The organism is Streptomyces botrytidirepellens, from assembly GCF_003721215.1.
GTDB lineage: Bacteria > Actinomycetota > Actinomycetes > Streptomycetales > Streptomycetaceae > Streptomyces > Streptomyces himastatinicus.
On the sequence record NZ_RIBZ01000241.1, the window covers coordinates 1 to 8,820 of the forward strand.

At 73.5% G+C, this 8,820-nt stretch carries 8 protein-coding genes; 3 read left to right on the plus strand and 5 right to left on the minus strand.

Annotated elements, in window-relative coordinates:
• Positions 1 to 110: 110 nt before the first annotated feature.
• Positions 111 to 326: a hypothetical protein gene (locus EEJ42_RS18710; protein WP_123101058.1), complete on the minus strand. Its 216-nt coding sequence runs from the start codon at positions 324 to 326 to the stop codon at positions 111 to 113.
• Positions 327 to 606: 280 nt separating this feature from the next.
• Here EEJ42_RS18710 and EEJ42_RS18715 point away from each other — a divergent pair, with 280 nt between their 5' ends.
• The gene (locus EEJ42_RS18715) at positions 607 to 1,548 is read left to right on the plus strand and encodes a TauD/TfdA dioxygenase family protein (protein WP_123101059.1); all 942 of its coding nucleotides are present in this window, start codon (positions 607 to 609) and stop codon (positions 1,546 to 1,548) included.
• Positions 1,549 to 1,807: 259 nt separating this feature from the next.
• Positions 1,808 to 4,627 (plus strand): AfsR/SARP family transcriptional regulator, encoded by a 2,820-nt coding sequence (locus EEJ42_RS53870; RefSeq protein ID WP_123101060.1) that lies wholly within the window; start codon positions 1,808 to 1,810, stop codon positions 4,625 to 4,627.
• Positions 4,628 to 4,672: 45 nt separating this feature from the next.
• On the opposite strand, the gene EEJ42_RS18725 is transcribed toward EEJ42_RS53870, so the two are convergent.
• The 3 genes from EEJ42_RS18725 to EEJ42_RS18735 all read right to left on the minus strand — a co-directional run bounded on the left by EEJ42_RS18725 (position 4,673) and on the right by EEJ42_RS18735 (position 6,950).
• Positions 4,673 to 5,509 (minus strand): SAM-dependent methyltransferase, encoded by an 837-nt coding sequence (locus EEJ42_RS18725; protein WP_123101061.1) that lies wholly within the window; start codon positions 5,507 to 5,509, stop codon positions 4,673 to 4,675.
• A gap of 52 nt (positions 5,510 to 5,561) precedes the next feature.
• Positions 5,562 to 5,891, minus strand: a complete 330-nt coding sequence (locus EEJ42_RS18730; RefSeq protein ID WP_123101062.1) for a hypothetical protein — start codon at positions 5,889 to 5,891, stop codon at positions 5,562 to 5,564.
• Between the two features lie 174 nt (positions 5,892 to 6,065).
• The gene (locus EEJ42_RS18735; protein ID WP_123101063.1) at positions 6,066 to 6,950 is read right to left on the minus strand and encodes an alpha/beta fold hydrolase; all 885 of its coding nucleotides are present in this window, start codon (positions 6,948 to 6,950) and stop codon (positions 6,066 to 6,068) included.
• A 148-nt stretch (positions 6,951 to 7,098) separates the two neighbouring features.
• On the opposite strand from EEJ42_RS18735, the gene EEJ42_RS18740 reads away from it, so the two are divergent.
• The gene (locus EEJ42_RS18740) at positions 7,099 to 8,049 is read left to right on the plus strand and encodes a sensor histidine kinase (protein ID WP_123101064.1); all 951 of its coding nucleotides are present in this window, start codon (positions 7,099 to 7,101) and stop codon (positions 8,047 to 8,049) included.
• 29 nt (positions 8,050 to 8,078) lie between these two features.
• Here EEJ42_RS18740 and EEJ42_RS18745 read toward each other — a convergent pair whose 3' ends face one another.
• A complete protein-coding gene (locus EEJ42_RS18745) occupies positions 8,079 to 8,804 on the minus strand; it encodes a polysaccharide deacetylase family protein (RefSeq protein ID WP_246096917.1) in 726 nt (241 codons plus the stop codon).
• Positions 8,805 to 8,820 lie beyond the last annotated feature (16 nt).

The window sequence follows — 8,820 nt, forward strand, 5'->3', positions numbered from 1 at the left end:
CGGCCCCAGCGGACCGGCCGGCCGGGCCCTGGTCGCCCGCGCCTGCCCCGCCCTGCTCGAGCGCACCCGCAGCATGCTGGGCGACGCCCCGGCCACGTCCCCGTAGGGCCTCACCCCACGGGGGCGGCGTCCGGCCGGTGGAGGATGCCGGTCACCGGGGACGCGGTCCGCCGGCCGAGCGAGGTGTACAGCGCCCGGCCCTCGGCCGTGGCGCCGAGCACCGCGGTGGACGCGCCCGCCTCGGCGGCCGCGGCGTGAGACGGCCATTGACAGAGGTGAACGGCGGATCCCACAATTGGCGCCATGATCAGGAACCGGTTCGACACGACGGGACACCTTCGCGCCCCGGATCGGACCGGCTGTGAGCGCTCGGGCCTCTAGTCGGCCTCGCCAGGCCCTCGCGACAACCGTCCCGTGCCGCCAGGCCCGCGCCCGGTCTGCTTCCTGACCCTTCAGATCGCTTCCGGACGCCGCGGACCACACCGAGCGCACGTCCGCGATCATCCGCACCGCATCCCGCCGGGTCTCCCCCGCGCGGCGCGAGGGCATCTCTGCCATCCGTTCCAGCGGCTCGTCCGCCGCCGCGTCACGCATGAGGAGAACGCCATGACCGTCATCGACACCCCGCCGAACCCGCCGGTGCTGCGCGACGCGCGCGTGCCCGCGGGCGGCCTGTACGAGGGGGCGCGCACGCTGCGCCGGTTGCCCGAGGGGTGGCAGGAGCGCCCGTACGAGCGCTTCGAGCTGGCGCCCCTGGGGCGCACCATCGGGGCCGAGATCCGCGGGGCGGACCTCTCGCGGCCGCTGGCGCCGGGGCTGCGCGAGGAGCTGAACCGCGCCCTGCTGGAGTGGAAGGTGCTCTTCTTCCGCGGCGCCCACCTCACCTCCGCGCAGCAGCGCGACTTCGCCCGGAACTGGGGAGAGCTGGAGACCAACCCCCTGCTCTCCAGCGGCTCGAGCGAGGACGTGGTCCGCTTCGACAAGAGCGCGGGCGCCACCCCCACCTTCGAGAACGTGTGGCACGCCGATGTCACGTTCCGGGAGCGGCCCGCGCTCGGCGCAGTGCTCCAGCTGCGCGAGGTCCCGCCCGTCGGCGGGGACACCATGTGGGCGGACATGGCCGCCGCGTACGACAACCTGCCCCAGGAGGTGCGGGATCGCATCGACGGCGCCACGGCCGTGCACGACTTCATCCCCGGCTTCTCCCGCTTCTACGGTCCCGAGCGGCTCGCCCCGTTCCAGGACGCGTTCCCACCCGTCGAGCACCCGGTGGTGCGTGTCCATCCGGAGACCGGGCGGCGGCTGCTCTTCGTGAACACCTCCTTCACCACCCGGATCACCGGCATGGACCGGGAGGAGAGCGACCGGCTGCTGAGCTATCTGTGCCGTCAGGCGCAGGTCCCGGAGTACCAGGTGCGCTTCCGGTGGCAGCCGGGTGACGTGGCGTTCTGGGACAACCGCGCCACCCAGCACTACGCGGTGAACGACTACGCGCCGCACCCGCGGGTGGCCGAGCGGGTGGCCATCGAGGGGGACCGCCCGTTCTGACGGGCTCACCCGTTCCGACGCGCTCGCCCGTTCCGACGCGGCCCGGTCCGGACCATTCGCGGCGGCGGGGCTCCCTCCCGGCCCGTGTGCCCCGTCGCCCGGGACTGATGCCCCGCTGCTCGGGACCGATCAGGATGCGGGGATATCGGCGCGGCCATGGCCAAAGCTGAGGTATACCGTTACCGGGGCAATGAGTTGACGGTCCTCGCGGACCACGAGACAGAGGCCGGGCTGTGGCAGGGGGCCTCGGAGGTTACGGGTGCGATACCGGGTCCTTGGTGCGCTCGAGCTGTGGGACGGCGGCCAATGGACGTCCCTCGGCCCGGCGAAGTGGCGGATGCTGCTCGCGGTGCTGCTCTGCCACGCCAACCGGACCGTCCCGGCCGAACGGCTCCTGGACGAGCTGTGGGGTGAGGGCCGGGCGCCGCAGAGCGCGGCCAAGTTGCTCCAGACGTATGTCTCCCGTCTCCGGCAGACCCTGGGCGACGCGTCCGGCGGAGCCCTGATCACCGACAAGCAGGGCTACAAGGCGCACGGCTACCGGCTGGTCGTGGAGGCGGCCGACTTCGACGCGCACCGGTTCGAGCAGCTGGTCGAGGAGGGGCGGCGGGGGCTGGACCGGGAGGCCGAGTCTCCCAGTCCGGCCCGCGCCGCCGAGCGGCTGCGCGAGGCACTGGCGATGTGGCGCGGCACGCCGTTCGCGGACGTGCCCCCGACCCCGTCCGTGGAGGCGGAGACCACCCGGCTCGGCGAACTCCGGCTCCAGGCCGTGGACGCCCGTATCGACGCCGATCTGCGGTGCGGTCGGCACGCCGACGTCCTGGGCGAGCTGGAGGCGCTGACCGCCGAGCATCCGTACCGCGAGGGGCTGCGCGGCCGCCTGATGCTGGCGCTCTACCGCTCCGGGCGGCAGGCCGACGCCCTGGCCGCGTACCGCGATCTGCACCGGCTGCTGGCCGAGGATCTCGGGGTCGAGCCGATCCCGCCGCTCCAGCGGCTCCAGCAGCGGATCCTCACCGCCGACGCCTCGCTGCTGGAGCCCCCGGCCCCGCGCAAGGAGGAGCGGCCCGCCGCCCCGGCCGCGCGCCCGGCCGCCCGGGGCCCTCGCCAACTGCCGCCCGCCAGCCAGGCGTTCACCGGGCGCCATGGCGAAGTGGCGGTGATCCAGGCGCTCCTGGATCAAAGCGAGCAAATTGATCAAAACGATCAGCGCGATCAAAACGACGACAACGCCGAGAGCGGGTCCGGGCGCCCCGTGGTGATCGCGGCCATCGACGGCACCGGCGGTGTCGGCAAGTCCACGCTGGCCATCCACGCCGCGCACCAGCTGGCCGAGCGGTTCCCGGACGGCCAGCTGTACGTCGATCTGCACGGCACCACCGCCGGGCTGTCGGCCCTCGAACCGGCCGAAGTGCTGGGGCGGTTCCTGCGCGCCCTCGGCGTGGACGGGTCGAGCGTGCCGGGCGACGCCGACGAGGCGTCGGCCCAGTTCCGCTCGCTGGTGGCGGGCCGTCGGCTGCTGGTCATCCTCGACAACGCCGCCTCCGTGGACCAGGTCCGCCCGCTGCTGCCCGCCGGGCCGGACTGCGCCGCGCTGGTCACCAGCCGCGAGATGCTGACCACCCTGGAGGGCGCCACCCATCTGCATCTCGACGTCCTCCCCCACGACCAGGCGGTGGCGCTGCTGGAGCGGATCGTCGGGGTGGAGCGGGTACGGGCCGAGCGCGCGCAGGCCGAGGAGATCACCCGGCTGTGCGGCCGTCTGCCGCTGGCACTGCGGATCGCGGGCGCCCGGCTGGCCGCCCGCCCTGCCTGGCCGCTGCGCACCCTGGTGGCCAAGCTGACCGACGCCCGCGGCCGGCTGGACGAACTGCGCTTCGGCGACCTGGCCGTGCGCACGAGCTTCGAGGTGAGCTACGACGCGTTCCGGCTCGGCGGGCGCTCCGACGACGCGGACGCGGTACGCGCGTTCCGGCTGCTCAGCACGGTGCCCGGGCAGGACGTGAGCCTGCCGGTGGCGGCCGCGCTGCTGGACCATCCGGCCGACCGCACCGAGAACGCGCTGGAGCGGCTGGTCGACGCGCAGCTGCTGGAGAGCCCGGACTCGGACCGGTACCACATGCACGACCTGCTCCGGCTGTTCGCCTCGGAGCGGGCCGAGCAGGAGGAGCCCGAAGCCGCGCCCGCGGCGGCGCTGGAGCGGGCGATGTCGGCCTACGTGGCCACCACCCAGCGGGCGGTCACCCTGCTCGACCCGCAGCGGCCCTGGCCCCGGCATCCGGTCGAGGGCGCCGTGGTCCCGCTGCGGGACCACACGGAGGCGGAGGCGTGGCTGAAGGCCGAGGCGGGCAACCTGCTGGCCGCCGTCGCCCACGCCGTCACCCAGTCCGACGCGCTCGCCCGGCTCGGGATCCGGCTGGCCCAGGCCCTCCAGTGGTTCCTGTATCCGCGGGCGCACGCCCAGGATCTCCAGACGGTCAACGAGCTGGCGATCGGGGCGGCCAGGCGGCTGGGCGACCTGGAGAGCCAGGCATGGGCGCTGGACCATCTCGCGGGCGCGCACTGGCTCCAGCACAGCTACGAGGCGATGCGGGCCACCCTGGAGTCGGCGCTGGAGATCTGGCGCGCCATCGGCCATCAGCGGGGCGAGCAGCGGTCGCTGTGCAACCTGGCGGACGCGCTGTCCGAACTGGGGCTGTTCGAGGAGGCCATCGGGGTGCAGCGGCGTCAGCTCGCCCTGGCCCGGGACACCGGGGACCTGGCGGCCGAGGTGATCGGCCTGGGCAACCTGGGCCGCGCCCACCGCGGTCTGGGCCGCTCCGAGGAGGCGCTGACGTGCTTCAAGGAGAGCCTGGAGCACGCCCGGCGGACCGGCGACGTCCACCATCAGGGTTTCGCGATGTACGAGATCGGCATCACGTACATGGAGCAGGGGAAGTTCCCCGAGGGCCGGGCGCACCTGGACGAGGCGCTGCCGGTGTGGCAGCGGCCGGGTACGTACGAGAGCTGGCGCGGGCACACCTGGAGCGGGCTGTTCCCCGCCTGCATGACGCTACAGATCGGCCCCGGCCCGCACTGAGGCGGTGCCGGGGCGCCGGAGACACCGCGGGGCCCGGCCCGGTGGTCACGGCTTGCGGGCCACCCCGCCGTACGCCCACACCCGGCTCGGGTCGTCTTTGGCGCCGATGCCCGGGCGCCAGGCGGGCAGCTGCACCAGGCCCGGTTCGAGCAGGTCGAGCCCGCGGAAGAAGCCCATGATTCCGTCGTGGTCGCGCGGGGCCGCGGTCACCGGGCTGACGCTGAGCGGTGCCCAGTCCCGGTCGCCGGGCGTCTCGTCGGTGAAGTCGCCGGTGACATGGGAGAGGATCAGACAGCTGCCGGGCGCGGCCCATTCCATGAGCCGGGCGACGACACCGTACGGATCGTCCTTGGCGTCGAGGTAGTCGAGGATGAAGGTGAGCACGATCGCCACGGGCTGCCCGGGGTCGAGGAGTCGGCGCACCTCGTCATGGGCCAGGATCTTGTCGGGCTCGCGCAGGTCACCGCTGATCATCGTGGTGCCGGGGACCGCCAGCCGGGCCTGTCCGTGGCTGGCCACGATGGGGTCGTTGTCGACGTAGACCACCCGGGCCCGGGGGTTCACCGCCTGGGCGATCTCGTGCACGTTCGGGGTCGTGGGCAGGCCCGAGCCGATGTCCAGGAACTGGCTGATGCCCTCGTCGGCCAGCTCCGCCATCGCCCGCTGGAGGAACCGGCGGTTGGCCAGGGCGGTGTCACGGATCTCCGGCGCGATCCGCAGGAAGCGCTGGGCCTGCTCGTAGTCGGCGAGGTAGTTGTCCTTGCCGCCGACGAGATAGTTGTAGACCCGCGCCGGGTTCGCCTGATGGCCGGAGTGGCGACCGTGGTCGACCGGCTGCCACTCCACCGTGGTGAGCCCGATGCCGGGCCCGCTGCTGTTCATCCGAGATTCCCCTGCCCTTGGTCCTGCCTCGCCCTGCCGCTTGCCGGATCCGTCACCGCGGATGCGGCGCCGGGCCGGGACGCCAGGTGACCGTGTCACTGGGTCCCGGTTCCGCCCAGGCGACCGGGGCCCGTGACCAGAGGTGGAACGGCAGGTCGACGTCCGCGGACACCCGGCTGAGCTGCCCCCAGGAATACGCGTGGGAGTGGACGACCGCGGCCTGGAGCGCCGCTTCGAGGCAGGCGCGCGCGGTCCGTTCCGCCCGGCAGGTGCCGCTCGGACCGGACCCCTCCACCCCGCCGGAGACCTGATAGGTGCTCCAGGCGTAGAGGGGTTCGTCCTCGGTGTGCGGTTGCGGTTGCTGCTGCTGATCGACGGTCACGGGCCCTCTCCAGACGCATCTCCACCGGCGGGGCTTGGCGATGCGTCCAGCATCGGAGAGGGCGGATTACCGGCGGTATAGCGGCGGTAAAGCGGTATGCCGCGGCGCTATACCGGCCGGGACGTGCGGGGCCTACGGGGACCTACGGGGAGTTGGGGGGCGTACGGGAACGGGTCACTCGGCGGCGAGCCAGTCCAGCACCTCGCGATTGATCCGCTCGGGCTGCTCCAGGTGCAGGAAGTGGCCCGCGCCGTCGACCAGCTCCACCTTGGAGCCCGCCGGGAGGTGGTCCTTGGCGCTGTGGACCACGTCGGCGCCGATGCAGCCGTCGTCGGTGCCGTGCAGGAACAGGATCGGCCGCTCGCCGGTGGCGGTGATCGCCTCCTGCTCCGCCGCGTAACGCGGAACCTGGCGGGTCGGGTCGAACAGGGCCTTGTAGTAACCGATCGCGGCGGCGAGGTGGGCCGGGTCCTTCAGGCTCTCCTTGACGTGCGCGATGTCCTGCGCGGAGTCGTGGTAGCCGGGCGACCAGTCGCGCCACAGACCGTCGATGAGCGCCATGTCATGGGCCGCGGCGCCCGCTTCGGCCAGCGGGGTCTGGAACAGGAAGATGTAGAACGAGCGCTTGAACTGGCCGTAGTCGTAGTTGAAGAAGTCGGCCAGCACACCGCCCAGCGGGGGCACCGACATCGTCACGGCACGCCGCCAGCGCTCGGGGGCGTGGGCGGTGGCGCCGTAGGCGGCGATGGCGCCCCAGTCGTGGCCGATGAGCACCGCGTCGCCGTCGGCGCCGAAGGCCTCGTGCAGGGCGTTGGCGTCGGAGGCTATCGCCCCCGCCTGGTAGGCGCCGTCGGCGGGAATGCCGGTGGGTGCGTATCCCCGCATGAACGGGGCGACGGCGTGGTAGCCCGCGTCCGCGAGGGCGGGCAGCAGATGGCGCCAGGAGTGTGCGGTGTCGGGGAACCCGTGCAGGCAGAGCGCCAGCGGGGCGTCCGCCGGGCCCGCGTCGAGATAGCCGAACTCGATTCCATTTGCGGTGATGCTCTTGACCTGTGTCACGCTCAGCGATGCTAATTCACCGTCAGGAACACGTCCACGCACGGAATCGGGGGTTTTCCTCACCGCCCGATGATCCGGCTGCGCGGTGGCCGCGAGGGTGGCAGACTGCGCGCTGTCACGCGCACCAGCCCGGCCGAGGGAGGCCCCCATGACCAGCCCGACCAGCTCCGTCGCGGACCACCACGAGGCCATGGTGCACCGCGGGTTCCTCTACCGGGACGAGGGGGAAGTGGTCGACGTCTGCGTGCCCTTCCTGCGCGAGGGTCTGGAGGCCGACGACGCGGTGGCCGTGGTGGCGGCCAAGTCGAACATCGCGGCCCTGCGGGACGCCCTCGGGCAGGACGCCCCGGCGGTGCAGTTCGAGGACGCGCTCAGCTGGTACCAGCACCCGGTGAAGACCATCGCCGCGTACGACTCCTTCGTGAAGGCCGAGTCGCCGCGCCGGGTCCGGGTGATCGCCGAGCCGGTGTGGCAGGGCCGCACTCCGCTGGAGGTGGTGGAGTGGGCGCGCTACGAGTCGATCGTGAACGCCGCGTTCGCCCACTCCGGCGCCCGCGCCATCTGCTGTTACGACCGCCGGGTGCTGCACCCCGAGATCATCACGTACGCGCGCCGGACCCACCCCGAGATCATCGACGGTCAGGGGGCGGAACAGAGCATGGAGTACACCGCCCCCGGCCCGTTCAGCGCCACCTGCGACCGCCGGGCGCTGACGCCCGCCCCGGCGACGGCCGAGCGCCTGCCGGTCGAGGGGGCCGATCTGGACGCCGTGCGCGTCTTCATCGCCGAGCGGGCCGGTCGGCACGGCATGGGCCAGGAGGCCTTCCGCAACATGGTCGCCGCCGTCGCCGAGGTGGCGAACACCGCCATCCGCCACGGCAGCGCCCCTGCGGAGCTGCTGGTGTGGACCCAGGCCGGCGATCTGGTCTGCGAGATCGCCGGGCCCGGCCACTGGTACCCGGACGCCCTGTGGGGCTTCACCCCGCCGGACGGCTCGGAGACCGGGTTCGGGCTGTGGGGCGTCCGGATGCTGTGCGACGTCGTCCAGATGCAGGCGGACGCGGACGGCACGCTGATCAGGCTGCGCACCGGGCTGTAGTCGACAGGCCCCCAGGCTGCTCCCCCGCTTCACCCCGGCGACGCCGGGAGCCGGGGCACTCCGTGCTCGTACAGCGGGCCCACCTCCAGCCCCGCGGTGCGGCACGCGGTCACCAGGTGCGGCAGCGCGGCCAGGGTGACGCGCCAGCAGCCGGGCGACGACGCCCGGTCGGAGTCGTGCAGCAGGACCGTGGCGCCGCCCCGGAGGCCGCCGCGCAGCGTGGCGAGCACCGACGCCGGGGTGGCGTTCGGGGACCAGTCGCGCCCCCAGGCGGACCACAGGACCGGCCGCAGCCCGGCGCGTACGGCAGCGAGCCAGCGGCCACCGGTCAGGACGCCGTACGGGGGCCGGTACCACAGCGGTTCGGCACCGGTGGCCAGCCGCACCGCCCGGGCGGCGTACGCGACCTCGGAGACGTCCCGCACCGGCCTCGGCAGCCAGGGGCGGGTGTGGGTCCAGCCGTGGACGGCGAGTTCATGGCCGCGGAACGCGATCTCGCGGGTCGTGCGGGGGTAGCGCATCACGCTCTCGCCCAGGACGAAGAACGTGGCGGTCACCGCCAGCTCGTCCAGGGCGTCCAGGAACCGCGGAGTGGAGTGGGGGTCGGGGCCGTCGTCGAAGGTGAGGGCGATGTGGTCGGAGCGGCCCTGCCCGGCCAGGGCGGGGAAGAGGACGCGCCGGGGCCCGGGCAGCCAGGTGCCGGCCGGGACCAGGTGCGCGGCCGCGGCCAGCACCGCCGCGTCGCGGGCCAGCACACCGGTCCGGCGCCCG

Excerpts from the sequence above, each read along its gene's own strand:
- EEJ42_RS18715 (WP_123101059.1), top strand. The coding sequence starts at position 607 with ATGACCGTCATCGACACCCCGCCGAACCCGCCGGTGCTGCGCGACGCG.
- EEJ42_RS18725 (WP_123101061.1), bottom strand. The coding sequence starts at position 5,509 with ATGAACAGCAGCGGGCCCGGCATCGGGCTCACCACGGTGGAGTGGCAG.
- EEJ42_RS18740 (WP_123101064.1), top strand. The coding sequence starts at position 7,099 with ATGACCAGCCCGACCAGCTCCGTCGCGGACCACCACGAGGCCATGGTG.